We start from the raw sequence: 15,134 nt of genomic DNA on the forward strand, positions 1-15,134 counted from the left end.
CCGGTGGCGAAATCTTCCGCGCGTGCCTTGCCTGCGGTTGTCGTCCCGTTTGCCCGCCACTTTGCCAAGGGGCATCGGATGAAAACACTGGCCAAACTTCCCGTCACCATCGTCACCGGTTTCCTCGGCTCGGGCAAAACCACCTTGCTGCGGCACATGCTCGACAACGCCCAGGGCCGCCGCATCGCTGTGATCGTCAACGAGTTCGGCGAGCTGGGCATCGACGGCGAGATCCTCAAGCAGTGTTCCATCGGTTGCACCGAAGAAGAAGCCAACGGCCGCGTTTACGAATTGGCCAACGGCTGCCTGTGCTGCACCGTGCAGGAAGAGTTCTTCCCGGTGATGCGCGAACTTGTGGCCCGGCGCGGCGATCTCGACCACATCCTCATCGAAACCTCCGGCCTGGCCCTGCCCAAGCCGTTGGTCCAGGCCTTTCAATGGCCGGAAATCCGCAGCGCTTGCACCGTCGATGCGGTAATCACGGTGGTCGACAGCCCGGCCGTGGCCGCTGGTACCTTCGCTGCCTTCCCTGACCAGGTCGATGCCCAGCGCAAACTCGATCCGAACCTGGACCACGAATCACCGTTGCACGAGCTGTTCGCCGATCAACTGGCCAGCGCCGACCTGGTGATCCTCAACAAAGCCGACCTGATCAGTCCGGAAGACCTGGCCAAAGTCCGCCTGGAAGTGGCCGAAGAGCTGCCGCCGGCGGTCAAGGTCATCGAAGCCAGCAGCGGTCGCCTGCCGCTGGACGTGTTGATCGGCCTGGGTGCCGGTTCCGAAGAGCACATCGACGGCCGCCACAGCCATCACGACCATCACCACGATGGTGACGATGACGACCATGATCATGACGCCTTCGATTCCATTTCCATCGAGTTGCCCCAGGCCGACGAAAGCCTGTTGCTGGACGCGCTGACGCAACTGGTGGTCCAGCACGGCGTGCTGCGGGTCAAGGGTTTCGCGGCGATCCCGAACAAGCCGATGCGCTTGCTGATCCAAGGCGTTGGTACGCGGTTCGACAAGCATTTCGACCGCCAGTGGGGCGCCGATGAAGCGCGGGTCACCCGGCTGGTGCTGATCGGCCAGGCGCTCGATGCCGCGCTGCTTGAAGCGCAGTTGCGCGCCGCCCTCAGCGCCTAAGCCATGCACCTGCTCAGGACCCAGCCCGGCGGCTTTGTATCGGACGACAACATTGCCGACCTGGGGCAAACCCCTGCTGAACTGGTGATCCTGTGCAGCGGCGACTCCAGCCTGGCGCTGCTGGCCGAGGCGGCCAGGCAATTGCCGGACGATTACCCGGAGTTTCGTCTCGCCAACCCGATGCAGGTGCAGAACCACGCCTCGGTGGACCTGTACTTCGAGGATGTACTGCGCCACGCCAAGGTCATCCTGTTGTCGCTGCACGGCGGTATCGGCTATTGGCGCTACGGCATCGAGCGCCTGATGGAGCTGGCCGGGCGTGGGGTGAAGCTGATCCTGGTACCGGGGGACGATCGCCCGGACCCGGAACTCAGCGACCTGAGCAACGTGCCCATCGAGGATCGCGACCGGCTCTGGCAGTTCTTGCGCCAGGGCGGGTTGGGCAATGCCCTGGACCTGTTTCACAACCTGGGCAGCCTATGGTTCGGCCGCGATTATCCGTGGGGGGAACCGCAAACCCTGCCGCGCACGGCGATCTATCACCCCGCAAACACCAACGCCAGCCTCGGCGCTTGGCAAGCCGACTGGCAGGCCGATCTACCGGTGGCGGCGGTGCTGTTCTATCGCTCCCACCTGCAAGCGGCTAACACGGCGTTCATCGACGTGTTCTGCCAGCGCCTGCAAGGGGCGGGGCTCAATCCGTTGCCGATTGCCGTGGCCAGCCTCAAGGAACCCGGTTGCCTCGCGCTGGTGGAAGATTGGCTGGATGAGGTCGAAGCCGGCGTGATTCTCAACACCACCGGTTTCGCCCAATCCAGCCCTGAAGCGCCGCACCTGCGGCCGTTTCGCCGCAACATCCCGGTGATCCAGGCGATCTGTGCCCAGGACAACGAACCCGGCTGGCGCGCCAGCGAACAGGGCCTGGGCCCGCGGGACCTGGCGATGCACATTGCCTTGCCGGAGTTGGACGGACGGATCATCAGCCGCCCCATCAGTTTCAAGGACCTGGCCTGGCGCAGCGAGCGCAGCCAGAGCGATGTGGTCTGTTACCGGGCCGTGCCCGAACGTATGGATTTTGTTGCCGAACTGGCCCGGCGCTGGACCACCCTGGCGCGCCTGCCCAACGGTGAAAAGCGCGTGGCGCTGATCCTCGCCAACTACCCGACCCGGGACGGGCGAATCGGCAACGGTGTCGGCCTGGACACCCCGGCGGCGGCGCTGAATATCCTGCGGGCCATGCAGGCCGAGGGTTATCCATTGCCGGGCGAACTGCCAACCAGCGGTACCGCGCTGATCCAGCAATTGCTCGGTGGCGTCAGCAACGACCTGGACAGCCTCGACTTGCGCCCGTGTCACCAGAGCCTGGCCCTCGACGCTTACCAGGCCCTGTTCGAGGCATTGCCCGAGGCCAACCGCCAGGCGGTGCTGGAGCGTTGGGGCTCGCCCGAGCAGGACCCGATGTTCCGCGACGGGCGCCTGATGGTCGCCGGCCTGCGCCTGGGCCTGACCTTTGTCGGCATCCAACCGGCCCGGGGTTATCAGGTCGATCCGAGCGCGGTGTACCACGATCCTGACCTGGTGCCGCCCCACGGCTACCTGGCGTTTTATTTCTGGTTGCGCCACACCTACGGCGTCCACGGGGTGATCCACGTCGGCAAGCACGGCAATCTCGAATGGCTGCCGGGCAAGGGCGTCGGGCTGTCGGAGAGTTGCTGGCCCGATGCATTGTTGGGACCGCTGCCGAATATCTATCCATTCATCGTCAACGACCCGGGTGAGGGCGCCCAGGCCAAGCGTCGTACTCAAGCGGTGATCATCGACCACTTGATGCCGCCGCTGACCCGCGCCGAAACCTACGGTCCATTGCGTAACCTTGAGCTGTTGGCCGACGAATACTACGAGGCGCAGTTGCTCGATCCGCGCCGCGCCCGGGAACTGCAACGGGACATCCTGGATCTGGTGCGTGAGACGCACATCGACCGCGAGCTGCAACTCGATGTCGCGCTCGACAGCGATGCCGACGCAGCGATCTGGCTGCCGCGCCTGGACACCTATCTGTGTGATTTGAAGGAATCGCAGATCCGCGATGGCCTGCATATTTTGGGTGAGTCGCCCAGCGGTCGCCTGCGTATCGACACGCTGCTGGCGTTGCTGCGCATACCCCGTGGCGATGGCAAGGGCGCGCAGTCGAGCCTGCTGCGAGCGCTGGCCAAGGCGTTCGGGCTGGGTTTCGATCCGCTGGATTGTGCCTTGGCCGAGCCCTGGACTGGCGACTGTCCCGAGGCGTTGCGCCGGGTCAGCGCCGAGCCTTGGCGCACCGCTGGCGATACCCGAGAGCGCCTGGAGTTGTTCGCTGCGCAGTTGATCGAGCAGGCCCTGGATGGCGCGGTCGAACAATTGAATGTCTCGGGTTGGGAGGCGGTCAGCAGCATCATTGAAAACCTGCGATCCGTCGTGGCCCCACGCCTGGACGCCTGCGGCCCGGCGGAAATGCGCGGCTTGCTCGACGCCCTGGACGGGCGCTTCGTCCCGGCCGGCCCCAGCGGCGCGCCGAGTCGTGGCCGCCTGGATGTGTTGCCCACCGGGCGCAACTTCTTCTCCGTGGACGTGCGTAACCTGCCCACCACCACGGCGTGGCGTATCGGTTTCCAATCGGCGAACCTGATCCTTGAGCGGCACTTGCAGGATCATGGTGACCACTTGCGTCAGCTCGGCCTCTCGGTGTGGGGCACCGCCACCATGCGCACCGGCGGCGACGACATCGCCCAGGCCATGGCGCTGATGGGCGTGCGCCCGGTGTGGGCTACCGGCAGCCAGCGGGTCGATGATTTCGAGATTCTGCCGTTGAGCCTGTTGGACCGACCTCGGGTCGATGTGACGCTGCGGGTGTCAGGTTTTTTTCGTGACGCCTTCGCCAACCTGATCCGCCTGTTCGATGCGGCGGTGCAGGCTGTCGCCGCCCTCGATGAGCCGGACGACATGAACCCCTTGGCGGCCAAGGTGCGTGGCGAGCGCGAAGCCCTGCTGGCCTCGGGGCTCGAACCAGAGGTTGCGGCTCGCCAGGCCGGTTGGCGGATCTTCGGCGCCAAGCCTGGTGCCTATGGCGCGGGCGTGCAGGGCGCGATCGACGGTCGCTTATGGCAGAGTCGCGAGGATTTGGCCGAGGTGTACCTGAACTGGGGCGGCTACGCCTACGGCGCCAGCGATGAAGGCACTGCCGCCCGGGAGCAGTTCTCCCGGCGCTTGAGCCAGGTGCAAGCGGTGTTGCAGAACCAGGACAACCGCGAGCACGACCTGCTCGATTCCAACGATTACTACCAGTTCCAGGGAGGCATGCTGGCGGCGGTAGAGACCCTCAGCGGTGCGACAGCGGCCAGTTACCATGGCGATCACAGCCAGCCGGACCTGCCGAAGATCCGTACCTTGAAAGAAGAGCTCAACCGTGTCATCCGTTCCCGCGCGGCGAATCCGAAGTGGATCGACGGCGTGAAGCGTCACGGCTATAAAGGCGCGTTCGAACTGGCGGCGACGGTGGACAACCTGTTCGCCTTCGACGCCACCACGCAGTTGATCGACGATCACCAGTACGCTTTGCTGGCCGATGCGTACCTGCTCGACCCGGACACCCGGGATTTCGTCCGCCAGCACAACCCTGATGCCCTGCGGGACATGACCGAGCGCATGCTCGAAGCGCAGCAACGGGGGATGTGGCAGGAGCCGGGCGAGTATCGCCAGGCGCTGGAGAGTTTGTTGTTGGACATAGAAGAAGACAACTGACATGAGGATGGCAGGCGCGCATTTGTGGCGAGGGAGCTTGCTCCCGCTCGGCTGCGCAGCAGTCGTCATTCTGAAACAGCACTGGGACCTCAGATTCTGGGGGCCGCTTCGCGCCCCAGCGGGAGCAAGCTCCCTCGCCACAGGGAACCTCGCACATTTCATGAGACATTCAATATGACCGATACCCCGCATTTCCCGCTCTGCGCCGTGGTCGGCGCCGATGACTTGAAACTCGCCCTGTGCCTGGCCGCCATCGATCCGAAGATCGGCGGCGTGCTGATCGAAGGTCCGCGGGGCATGGCCAAGTCGACGCTGGCCCGGGGCTTGGCGGATCTGCTGGCCAGCGGTCAGTTCGTCACATTGCCTCTCGGTGCTACCGAAGAACGGCTGGTGGGCACCCTGGACCTGGACGCAGCACTGGGGGAAGGGCGCGCGCAGTTTTCCCCCGGCGTACTGGCCAAGGCCGACGGTGGCGTGCTGTACGTCGATGAAGTGAACCTGCTGCCCGATCATCTGGTGGACCTGTTGCTCGATGTGGCCGCCAGCGGCACCAACCTGATCGAACGCGACGGAATTTCCCACCGACACCCGGCGCGTTTTGTGTTGATCGGCACCATGAACCCGGAAGAGGGCGAACTGCGTCCGCAATTGCTCGACCGTTTCGGCCTGAACGTGGCTCTCGACGGTCACACCGCACCCGCCGAGCGCGGGCAGATCATTCGGCGCCGCTTGGATTTCGACAGTGATCCGGCGGGGTTCTGCGCGGAATGGGAGATGGCCCAGCAGCAGCTGCGCGAACGTTGCCAGCAGGCGCGCAACCGCTTGGCCGCGATTGCCCTGGATGACGCGGCGCTGGCGCAGATTACCGAGCGCTGCTTTGCCGCCGGGGTCGATGGCTTGCGCGCCGATCTGGTCTGGCTAAGGGCTGCCCGGGCCCATGCCGCTTGGCGTGGAGCGGATGTCATCGCCGCTGAAGACATCGATGCTGTCGCCGAGTTTGCCTTGCGTCACCGTCGACGCGGGCATTCGGCACCGACACCGTCCCAGGCGCCGCAAACACCTGTCAATGCAACGGCTCAGCCCAACGAAGGCCAGGGCCAGTGGGGTGATTTGCCGGCCCAGGCATTGCCGACGGGTGCCCGGCGTGAAGTGCCGAGCTGGCCAAAAAAGCCCTAGGCATTCGCCCCCGTTCACCGGCGGGGGCGAATGCCAGACCCCGTGCCGGACGGCTCGACCAGGGGCGCCAGGGCCGGAGCAAAGCGACGACCAGTGGTGTGGTGAACTGGCCGGGCACGTTACTCAATGGCCGTCCACGCCTGCATGAAGACCTGCGTTTTCACGGTCGCCACCGCTCGGCCCATGAGCTGTGGCTGGTCATCGTTGATGCCTCGGCCTCGACCCGTCGGCATCGAGCCCTCAGCGATGGCAAAGGCTTGCTGGCGCAACTGTTCGACGACGCCTACCGACAACGCGCCCGCTTGGCCCTGCTGACGGCCAGCGGCACTGCGCCGAACTGGCAGGTGCAAGGGCTCAAGGCCTCCGCCGGCCTGCGCAACTGGCTCGATGGCCTGGGCGCCGGTGGCGGTACGCCGTTGCTGGCCGCGCTGAACGAGGCCGGACGCTGGCTGACGGCGCGACGCAAGCGTTTCCCTGCGGAGCAGCAGCGGGTGTTGGTGATGACGGATGGGCGAGTGAAAGAAGGGCTGGCACTGCCATGCCTGGATTGCCCGTGCCTGTTGATCGACATCGAGCGCGGCCCGATTCGCTTGGGCCGGGCCCGGCAACTGGCGGGGCAGTTGGGGGCGGAGTATCGGCATATCGATGAAGGGCTATCTAGCTGAGATTTACGGTGTTGGATCGAGCCTCATCGCGAGCAGGCTCGCTCCCACATGGATTGTGTTTTGAACACATGACGACTTACCACCAATGGCCCCTTGTGGGAGCGAGCCTGCTCGCGATGAGCGTCACCTCGATCCCGGATCTGCCCCCTTAACCCGCATCACTGCACTATGCTCAGGCGGCCCCCTCACAGGAGTGAACCATGCGTGTACTCGTCACCAACGCCCAGGACGATTTTCGGGTCAAGGCCTATGCCGGCACCAACGGCGTGCTGCTCGCCATGGACCTGGCCGAACCCCGGCGCAAGGGCTTGCTGGGTTTTGCCATCGAGAAGCAGCAGGGCGACAAACCCTGGCTGTTCCTGTTCAACAGCCTGACCTTTCCTGACAAGGCCCACACGTTCCCCCAGTTCCACGCCACTCCCAGCGACAAGGCACCGTTGCAGAAATTTCGCTGGGCCGACTACGCCGTCAACCCCGGCGTGACGATCCACTACCGCGTGCATCTGGCCTACGGCAGCCCCGATGCACCGCAGTTGGGCGAGTCCCTGGAAGTCACGGTCACCAGTGACGACGGGCAGCCGGCCAATCAGCGGGTGATCTTCAATCGTGCCGTGGCCGCCAGCCAGGCGTTCCAGCGCAAGTTTCCTGAAGTGGACGCGCTGATCGGCGCCAACAAGCACCTGTCCATCGATGACTGGCCCGACGCCCCGCGTCGCTGGTTGGAAAATGGCTTGCTGGGGCGCCTGACCGGTTTTATCGATCGGGCGCTGGATGCCAACTGGGCGCTGGATGTCGCCATCTATGAATACGAACTGCCGGTGATCGTCGACGCGGTGACCGCCGCTCACGCTCGCGGCGCCCAGGTGCGAGTGCTGTACCACGCCGAGCCGGGGGACGACACCACGGCGCGCAACGAAGCCAGCCTCGAGAAAATGCCAGCAGCCAACAAGCGCGGACGAGTCACCCATAACATTTTCCACAACAAGTTCATCGTGCTGAGCAAGGTGGAGGGCAGCGGTTCACGACAACCCGAAGCCGTGCTGTGCGGCAGCACCAACTTCACTGCCAACGGTGTCTACCGCCAGGCCAACGTGGTTCATGTGCTGGACGACCCTCGGGTGAGCAGCAGCTACCTTAAGGTATTCGAGCAAATCTGGGCGGAGCCCCAGGACGTCGATGCCACTCGCCAGTGGCTGACCCAAAACAATGCCATGGCCCCGCAAGAGGCGTTGTTCGCCGGGTTCTCGCCGCGCACCGGGGAGGGCGATCTGGATCGCTTCGTCGACATCATCAAAGGGGCGCGAAAGGACCTGTTGTTCGTCACCGCCTTTGTGCTGCCCGAGCGCATCCTCGACGCCTTGCTCGGCCAGCCCAATGACGATGTACTGCGCTACGGCCTGCAAAACACCAAGAGCCGCATCACCGGCTTTCACGCCGACCGCACCGCCGAATTCGCCGCCACCGCGCTGCTCAACACCGGCCTGGAAGGTTGGCTCAAGGAAACCATGAAAGGCCAGAAGGGCAACCTGCTGGTGCACACAAAAGCCATCGTCACCGACTTCACTAGCGACACTCCGACCATCCTCAGCGGCAGCCATAACCTGAGCGCCGCGGCCAGCAGCGGCAACGACGAGAATTACCTGATCATTCAGGGCAATACCGACCTGGCCGACCGCTACGGGTTGGAGCTGCTGCGTTTCTATGAGCATTACCGTTTTCGCTACTTCGCGAAAAAACTCGCCCTCAAGCAGGTCAAGCCGCTGGCGGTGGATGACAGCTGGAGCGATGACTATTACCGCAAGGGGGATTTGCGGATGTTGTCCCGGGTGAGGTTTTGCGGGCGTTAGGCGCAGCGGATGGTGCGGTGCTAGCATAGAGCCATCTATCAGCCTGGAAGCTGCCATGAATTTCTGTCACGGACCGTCTGCTTTACTTCGCACCAGTGTTGCGGTTCTGTTGTTGGCCCTGTGTTCTTCGGCCATCGCCGGCAATCAACCGTGCTCGGGGCGCAAGGGCGGGATTGCCGGGTGTGACGGCGATACCTTTCTGTGCAACGACGGCTCCATCAGTGCTTCGAAGAGGTCCTGTTCCGCTGTGCTGGGGCTTCGGAACGAGGCCCGTCCGCAGTCGTTGCTCAAGTCCGCCGACGGTTGCCAATGCGGCAGCGGCAATTACTGCGTCGGCCCCCGGGGTGGGGTCTATTGCCTCACGCCTGGTGGCAGCAAGAGCTACAAGCGCAAATAGCCCAGGAACACCACTGAACCATTGTGGGAGCGAGCCTGCTCGCGATGGCGTCTGGTCAGTCAGCGGCATTATTGACTGATACACCGCTATCGCGAGCAGGCTCGCTCCCACAGGGTATGTACTTACAATTCCACAACGGCGCCGTTTCGGTGCGCCAGCCCCGGTTTGGGGCCTTGCTACCCGCACGCGGTGGCCAATGGTAGCAATCAAGCCTCGGCCTTTGGGCGTCGTTATTCCCTGCGTTTTCCCATCCCTCTGATTTCATTCGCTTTCCATTTCTTCCCCCATGGGTATCAAACCTGTGGCACACTTTCTGCTGTCTATTCCGTTGTTACATACCATGTTCCGGTATAGCGGAATAAACTCACTCTGGAGTGCTTGCCATGCAACGCCGACCTTCCTTGTTCAAAGCGTGTGTTTTTCTCTTCGCGGCCACGACGGCCGCCGTGGGTGTCGCCCAGGCGGCCGACAGCAAGCTGGACAGCGTGCTGCAGCGCGGGAAATTGATCGTGGGCACGGGCAGTACCAATGCGCCGTGGCACTTCCAGGGAGCGGATGGCAAGTTGCAGGGCTTTGATATCGACATCGCACGGATGGTCGCCAAGGGCTTGTTCAATGACCCGGAAAAAGTCGAGTTCGTGGTGCAGTCTTCCGATGCGCGCATTCCCAACCTGCTGACCGACAAGGTCGACATGAGTTGCCAGTTCATCACCGTCACCGCCAGCCGTGCCCAGCAAGTGGCGTTTACCTTGCCGTACTACCGCGAAGGCGTGGGCCTGCTGCTGCCGGCCAACAGCAAGTACAAGGAAATCGAAGACCTCAAGGCCGCCGGCGACGGCGTCACCGTGGCGGTGCTGCAGAACGTCTACGCCGAAGAACTGGTGCATCAGGCGCTGCCCAAGGCCAAGGTCGACCAGTACGACAGCGTCGACCTGATGTATCAGGCGGTGAACTCCGGCCGTGCCGATGCCGCTGCCACCGACCAATCCTCGGTCAAGTACCTGATGGTGCAGAACCCTGGTCGCTATCGCAGCCCGGCCTACGCCTGGAGCCCGCAAACCTATGCTTGCGCGGTCAAGCGCGGCGACCAGGACTGGCTGAACTTCGTCAACACCACCTTGCATGAAGCCATGACCGGCGTGGAGTTCCCGACATACGCGGCGTCGTTCAAACAGTGGTTCGGCGTCGAGCTGCCATCGCCAGCGATCGGTTTCCCTGTCGAATTCAAATGACCCTGTGAGCCCGGGGCGCCACTTTCGGGCGCCCCGTTGAAGGTACTGTCGACCATGAATTATCAGTTGAACTTTGCCGCCGTCTGGCGCGATTTCGACACCTTGCTGGCGGGGCTCGGCCTGGGGCTGTCCCTGGCGCTGGTGTCGATCGCCATCGGTTGCGTGATCGGCCTGGCGATGGCGTTCGCGCTGCTGAGCAAGCATCGGCTGTTGCGGGTGCTGGCGTCGGTGTATGTCACGGTGATCCGCAATACGCCGATCCTGGTGCTGATCCTGTTGATCTACTTCGCCTTGCCGAGCCTGGGCATTCGCCTGGACAAGCTGCCGTCGTTCGTCATCACCCTGTCGCTGTACGCCGGTGCGTACCTGACCGAAGTGTTCCGTGGTGGGCTGCTGAGCATTCACAAGGGCCAGCGGGAAGCGGGGCTGGCCATCGGCCTGGGCGAGTGGCAGGTGAAGGCCTACGTCACCGTGCCGGTGATGCTGCGCAACGTGTTGCCAGCCTTGTCGAACAACTTCATCTCGCTGTTCAAGGACACCTCCCTGGCGGCGGCGATTGCCGTGCCGGAGCTGACCTATTACGCCCGCAAGATCAACGTGGAAAGTTACCGGGTGATCGAAACCTGGCTGGTGACCACAGCGCTGTATGTCGCGGCCTGTTACCTCATTGCCATGGTGCTGCGGTATTTCGAGCAGCGCCTGGCGATCCGCCGTTAGGAGTGTTCCATGTACGAATCCCCCAGTTGGTTGCATGAGTTGTGGGTCGCCCGGGACACCCTGTGGGCCGGTTTCCTGACCAGTGTGCAGTGCTCGGTGCTGGCGATTTTGTTGGGCACCTTGATCGGCCTGGTCGCCGGGCTGGTGCTGACTTACGGGCGAACCTGGATGCGTGCGCCATTTCGCTTCTACGTCGACCTGATCCGCGGCACGCCGGTGTTCGTGCTGGTGCTGGCCTGTTTCTACATGGCCCCGGCGCTGGGTTGGCAGATCGGCGCGTTCCAGGCCGGTGTCCTGGGTCTGACGCTGTTTTGTGGCTCCCACGTCGCCGAGATCGTGCGCGGCGCCTTGCAGGCATTGCCCCGTGGGCAGATGGAGGCGAGCCAGGCCATCGGCCTGACGTTCTATCAGTCGCTGGGCTATGTGCTGTTGCCCCAGGCGTTGCGGCAGATCTTGCCGACCTGGGTCAATTCCTCCACCGAGATCGTCAAGGCCTCGACCCTGCTGTCGGTGATCGGCGTCGCCGAACTGCTGCTCAGCACCCAACAGATCATCGCCCGGACCTTCATGACCCTGGAGTTCTATCTGTTCGCCGGTTTTCTCTTTTTCATCATCAATTACGCCATCGAATTGCTCGGGCGGCACATTGAAAAGCGGGTGGCCTTGCCATGACTGACGTTTCGAATCTCTCCAATACGGAGCTCTCCAACACCCAGCCGCTGCTGGACATTCGCGGTCTGCGCAAACAATACGGCCCGTTGGAAGTGCTCAAGGGCGTGGACCTGAGCATGCAGCGCGGCAACGTGGTCACGCTGATCGGCTCCAGCGGCTCGGGCAAGACCACGCTGCTGCGCTGCGTCAACATGCTCGAAGAATTCCAGGGTGGGCAGATCATGCTCGACGGTGAGTCCATCGGCTATGACGACATCGACGGCAAGCGCGTGCGTCACCCCGAGAAAGTCATCGCCCGGCACCGCGCCATGACCGGCATGGCCTTCCAGCAATTCAACCTGTTCCCGCATTTGACCGCGTTGCAGAACGTTACCCTGGGCCTGCTCAAAGTGAAAAAGCTGCCCAAGGACGAAGCGGTGGCCCTGGCCGAGAAATGGCTGGAGCGGGTTGGCCTGTTGGAGCGACGCAATCATTTTCCCGGCCAGTTGTCCGGTGGCCAGCAACAGCGTGTGGCCATTGCCCGTGCGATCGCCATGAACCCCAGCCTGATGCTGTTCGACGAAGTCACTTCGGCCCTGGATCCGGAACTGGTCGGCGAGGTGCTCAACGTGATCAAGGGCCTGGCCGAAGACGGCATGACCATGCTGCTGGTGACCCACGAAATGCGCTTTGCCTTCGAGGTCTCCGACAAGATCGTGTTCATGAACCAGGGCCGGATCGAAGAGCAAGGGCCACCCAAAGAACTGTTCGAGCGGCCGCAATCGCCGCGTCTGGCGGAATTTCTCAAGAACACGCGTTTTTAACTTTCCATTCAATAAGGAGATAACCCATGAGCATTACCCGATACGGCACCGGCAGCACCGCAGGCGGCGGCCAGCCACGGCCATTCGCCCGCGCCGTCGAGGCCGATGGCTGGCTGCACGTGTCCGGTCAGGTGCCGGCGGTGAACGGCGAGATCATTGTCGGCGGGATCGTCGAGCAGACCCACCAGACCATGAAGAACCTGGTCGCCATTCTCGAAGAGGCCGGTTACGAGCTCAAGGACGTGGTGCGTTGTGGCGTGTGGCTGGAAGATCCGCGGGACTTCTGGAGTTTCAACAAGGTGTTCGGCGAGTACTTCAGTCCGGAACACGCCCCGGCCCGGGCCTGCGTGCAGGCCAGCATGATGGTCGATTGCAAGGTCGAGATCGATTGCATTGCCTACAAGAAAAAGGCCTGAACTACGGGGCCTCATCGCGGGCAAGTCTTGCTCCCACAAGGGAACACATTCTTCTGTGGGAGCATGGCTTGCCCGCGATAGCGATCTATCAGGCGGCGCAGCAGTCTGGTTAAACTCCCGGCCAATTGAATGGGAACCGAAAACATGACCGAAGACACCATCAAACGCCGGGCCCGGGGATTGGATCGGGCGTTCGATATCCTCGACTTCCTCAAGGAAATCGGCCAGCCGCTGCGCCCGAATGATATTGCCAGTGGCATCGGCAGCCCCAAGTCCACGGTCTATGAACTGGTGGCGTCGCTGCTGGAGCGACGCATCCTCGAACCCGTGGGCAAGGACGGCCACGTCTACCTGGGCCGCCAGTTGTATTTTCTCGGGCAGGCACACCTGCGGCATTTCGATTTGAGCCGCGAGGCTGACCAGGCGTTGCAGGAGATCGTGCGCCAGACCCGGGAAACGGCGCAGATGTGCCTGCTCAACGGGCGCAAATACACCGTCGCGCTGATGAAGGAAGGCGAGCGGCATTTCCGCATTTCATCGGACATCGGTGAGAACGCGCCGATCCCGTGGACGGCGTCCGGACGCCTGCTGCTGGCGCATTTGAGTGACCAGCAGATCGTCGACCTGATCGACCCCGACGACTTCATCCTGCCGGATGGCGAGCGCCTGCCCCTGGAGCAATTCCTCAAGGAAATCCGCCAGGCCGGCCTCGATGGATTTTTCTCTTTCGACAGTGTCGCCGACACCTTCACCCATTGCTTCGCCGCACCGGTCAAAGACCCCAATGGCGTGGCCATCGCAACCCTGTGCATCGTCGCCCCACGGGCCGACGCCAAGAACAATTACGCCGACTACCGCCGGGTGCTGATCGAAAGCGCCAACAACCTGGCCAGGCGCATCAATGAATAGACAGCCACGGCACTAGCGGCCGTGTGCGAGGAGTTCGAACATGTCATCCGCCATTCCTAATGCCAGCGTCGAGAAAGGTGCCGCCACCGTCGGTGCACATTTGCTACGGGACGTCAGCCTGCCGGCGCTGGTGCTGCATCTCCAGGCATTGGAGCACAATATCCGCTGGATGCAGGCGTTCGTCACCGGCAGTGGTGCCGAACTGGCGCCCCACGGCAAGACCAGCATGACCCCGGCGCTGTTTCGCCGCCAGCTCGACGCTGGCGCCTGGGGCCTGACCCTCGCCACTGCTGTGCAGACCCATGCAGCCTATGCCCACGGCGTACGTCGGGTACTGATGGCCAATCAATTGGTGGGCGCGCCGAACATGGCGTTGATCGCCGATCTGCTGGCCGACCCGACGTTCGAATTCCATTGCATGGTCGATCATCCCGACAACGTGGCTGACCTGGGGGCGTTCTTCGCCGCTCGTGGCGTGAAGCTGAACGTGATGATCGAGTACGGGGTGGTCGGCGGTCGCTGTGGTTGCCGGACCGAGGCCGAGGTGCTGGCCCTGGCCGAGGCGATCCGGGCGCAACCGGCGCTGGCGTTGACCGGTATCGAAGGCTACGAAGGGGTGATCCACGGTGACCATGCCATCAGCGGCATCCGCGCGTTCGCTGCATCGTTGGTGCGGCTGGCGGTGCAGTTGCAGGACAGCGGCGCGTTTGCCATCGACAAGCCGATCATCACCGCCTCGGGTTCGGCCTGGTACGACCTGATCGCCGAATCCTTCGAGGCCCAGAATGCCCACGGGCGTTTCCTCAGTGTGCTGCGTCCCGGCAGTTACGTGGCCCATGACCATGGCATCTACAAAGAAGCCCAGTGCTGCGTGCTGGAGCGTCGCAGCGACCTGCACGAAGGCCTGCGCCCGGCCCTGGAAGTCTGGGCCCATGTGCAATCGCTGCCGGAGCCGGGTTTCGCGGTAATCGCCCTGGGCAAGCGCGACGTGGCCTACGACGCCGGATTGCCGGTGCCGCTCAAGCGCTACAAGCCTGGATCGGATTCGGCGGCGGGGGAAGACGTCAGCGGTTGCAAGGTGACGGCGGTGATGGACCAGCATGCGTTCATGAGTGTGGCGCCGGGGGTTGAGTTGCGGGTCGGGGACATCATTTCGTTCGGTACTTCCCATCCGTGCCTGACCTTCGACAAGTGGCGGGTGGGTTGTCTGGTAGATGAGCAGTTGCGGGTGGTGGAGAGCATGGAGACGTGTTTCTAGCCTTTGGACCGAGTCGTGGCCATCGCGGGCAAGCCTTGCTCCCACACTGATCGACTGTGAACACAAAATGGGTGTTCACCCAGGATCCCCTGTGGGAGCAAGGCTTGCCCGCGATAGCGCCC

The 15,134-nt window shown here is 63.2% G+C and carries 13 protein-coding genes; all 13 read left to right on the top strand.

Going from position 1 to position 15,134, the window contains the following annotated elements:
• The first annotated feature begins 78 nt into the window (after positions 1 to 78).
• A complete protein-coding gene (cobW, locus tag DTP52_RS03150) occupies positions 79 to 1,143 on the top strand; it encodes a cobalamin biosynthesis protein CobW (protein ID WP_109751797.1) in 1,065 nt (354 codons plus the stop codon).
• A 3-nt stretch (positions 1,144 to 1,146) separates the two neighbouring features.
• Positions 1,147 to 4,920 (top strand): cobaltochelatase subunit CobN, encoded by a 3,774-nt coding sequence (gene cobN / locus DTP52_RS03155; RefSeq protein ID WP_109751798.1) that lies wholly within the window; start codon positions 1,147 to 1,149, stop codon positions 4,918 to 4,920.
• 174 nt (positions 4,921 to 5,094) lie between these two features.
• Complete coding sequence (locus DTP52_RS03160; protein WP_109751799.1) at positions 5,095 to 6,096, top strand: ATP-binding protein; 1,002 nt, start codon at positions 5,095 to 5,097, stop codon at positions 6,094 to 6,096.
• 101 nt (positions 6,097 to 6,197) lie between these two features.
• Positions 6,198 to 6,761, top strand: coding sequence for a VWA domain-containing protein (locus DTP52_RS03165; RefSeq protein WP_109751848.1), 564 nt, complete (start codon positions 6,198 to 6,200; stop codon positions 6,759 to 6,761).
• Positions 6,762 to 6,961: 200 nt separating this feature from the next.
• Positions 6,962 to 8,608: a phospholipase D-like domain-containing protein gene (locus DTP52_RS03170; RefSeq protein ID WP_109751800.1), complete on the top strand. Its 1,647-nt coding sequence runs from the start codon at positions 6,962 to 6,964 to the stop codon at positions 8,606 to 8,608.
• A gap of 55 nt (positions 8,609 to 8,663) precedes the next feature.
• Positions 8,664 to 9,005 (top strand): hypothetical protein, encoded by a 342-nt coding sequence (locus DTP52_RS03175; RefSeq protein ID WP_109751801.1) that lies wholly within the window; start codon positions 8,664 to 8,666, stop codon positions 9,003 to 9,005.
• A gap of 383 nt (positions 9,006 to 9,388) precedes the next feature.
• Positions 9,389 to 10,237, top strand: coding sequence for a transporter substrate-binding domain-containing protein (locus DTP52_RS03185; protein ID WP_109751803.1), 849 nt, complete (start codon positions 9,389 to 9,391; stop codon positions 10,235 to 10,237).
• Positions 10,238 to 10,291: 54 nt separating this feature from the next.
• Entirely contained in the window at positions 10,292 to 10,954 is a 663-nt protein-coding gene (locus DTP52_RS03190; protein WP_109751804.1) for an amino acid ABC transporter permease, read from the top strand.
• Between the two features lie 9 nt (positions 10,955 to 10,963).
• Positions 10,964 to 11,626 carry an amino acid ABC transporter permease gene (locus DTP52_RS03195; protein ID WP_109751805.1) on the top strand — a complete coding sequence of 221 codons (663 nt, stop codon included), beginning with the start codon at positions 10,964 to 10,966 and terminating at the stop codon, positions 11,624 to 11,626.
• Positions 11,623 to 12,429 carry an amino acid ABC transporter ATP-binding protein gene (locus tag DTP52_RS03200; protein WP_109751806.1) on the top strand — a complete coding sequence of 269 codons (807 nt, stop codon included), beginning with the start codon at positions 11,623 to 11,625 and terminating at the stop codon, positions 12,427 to 12,429. Before DTP52_RS03195 ends, DTP52_RS03200 begins: the two co-directional genes overlap by 4 nt.
• Before the next feature lie 26 nt (positions 12,430 to 12,455).
• Entirely contained in the window at positions 12,456 to 12,845 is a 390-nt protein-coding gene (locus DTP52_RS03205) for a RidA family protein (protein ID WP_092198834.1), read from the top strand.
• A 144-nt stretch (positions 12,846 to 12,989) separates the two neighbouring features.
• The gene (locus DTP52_RS03210) at positions 12,990 to 13,754 is read left to right on the top strand and encodes an IclR family transcriptional regulator (RefSeq protein WP_109751849.1); all 765 of its coding nucleotides are present in this window, start codon (positions 12,990 to 12,992) and stop codon (positions 13,752 to 13,754) included.
• A gap of 40 nt (positions 13,755 to 13,794) precedes the next feature.
• Positions 13,795 to 15,012: an amino acid deaminase gene (locus DTP52_RS03215; RefSeq protein WP_109751807.1), complete on the top strand. Its 1,218-nt coding sequence runs from the start codon at positions 13,795 to 13,797 to the stop codon at positions 15,010 to 15,012.
• Positions 15,013 to 15,134 lie beyond the last annotated feature (122 nt).

Source organism: Pseudomonas sp. 43mfcvi1.1 (assembly GCF_900115935.1).
In the GTDB taxonomy this organism is placed as follows: Bacteria; Pseudomonadota; Gammaproteobacteria; order Pseudomonadales; family Pseudomonadaceae; genus Aquipseudomonas; species Aquipseudomonas bijieensis.